The sequence below is a fragment of the Micromonospora sp. DT53 genome, from assembly GCF_049841535.1.
GTDB lineage: Bacteria > Actinomycetota > Actinomycetes > Mycobacteriales > Micromonosporaceae > Micromonospora.
Window position 1 is genome coordinate 1 of record NZ_JBNCKM010000027.1, and the last position, 732, is coordinate 732.

1 protein-coding gene is annotated in these 732 nt (G+C 63.8%); it reads right to left on the bottom strand.

The genetic code is table 11. From position 1 onward, the window contains the following. Window positions 1-732 (bottom strand): endo-1,4-beta-xylanase (locus ACLQ3B_RS33650; RefSeq protein ID WP_425784689.1); only part of this gene is annotated, 732 nt, incomplete at both ends.

Consider the following 732-nt stretch of genomic DNA (forward strand, 5'->3'; position numbering starts at 1 on the left):
GCAGGCGCGGGTGACGGCGCCGTAGATGTTGGCCTGGTTGCCGCCGGTCATCACGTCCAGCTCGGTGATCTGCACATCCACACCGAGATCAGCGAAACGCTGCAAATTCGCCTGGTAGTCACTGGCCAACGAGGTGCCCAGGTGCGACTGGAACCCCACACAGTCGATCGGCACGCCACGAGACTTGAAGTCCCGCACCATGTTGTAGATCCCCGTCGACTTCGCGTTGATCCCATCGGTGTTGTAGTCGTTGTAACACAACTTCGCACCCGGATCCGCCGCCCGCGCCGCCCGGAACGCCGCCTCGATCCAGTCATTACCGGTCCGCTGCAGGTTCGAGTCACGACGCCCGCCGCTACCACCGTCGGCGAACGCCTCGTTCACCACGTCCCAGGCGTAGATCTTCCCCCGGAAATGCGTCGCCACCTGCGTGACGTGATTGATCGCCGCATTCCGCAACGCGCTGCCCGACATGCCTTGCGCCCAACCCGGCTGCTGCTGATACCACAACAGAGCGTGACCCCGCACGCTCATGCCATTGGCCTGCGCGTGACTGACCAGACGATCACCACCGGTGTACCTGAACTGGCCCTGCTGCGGCTCGGTGGCGTCCCACTTCATCTCGTTCTCGGCCACGACACTGTTGAACTCACGGTTCAAGATCGTCGTGTACGCGCCGGTGGACAGCTTGCCCGTCGCGACAGCAGCCCCGAAGTAGCGCCCCTTCTCGGC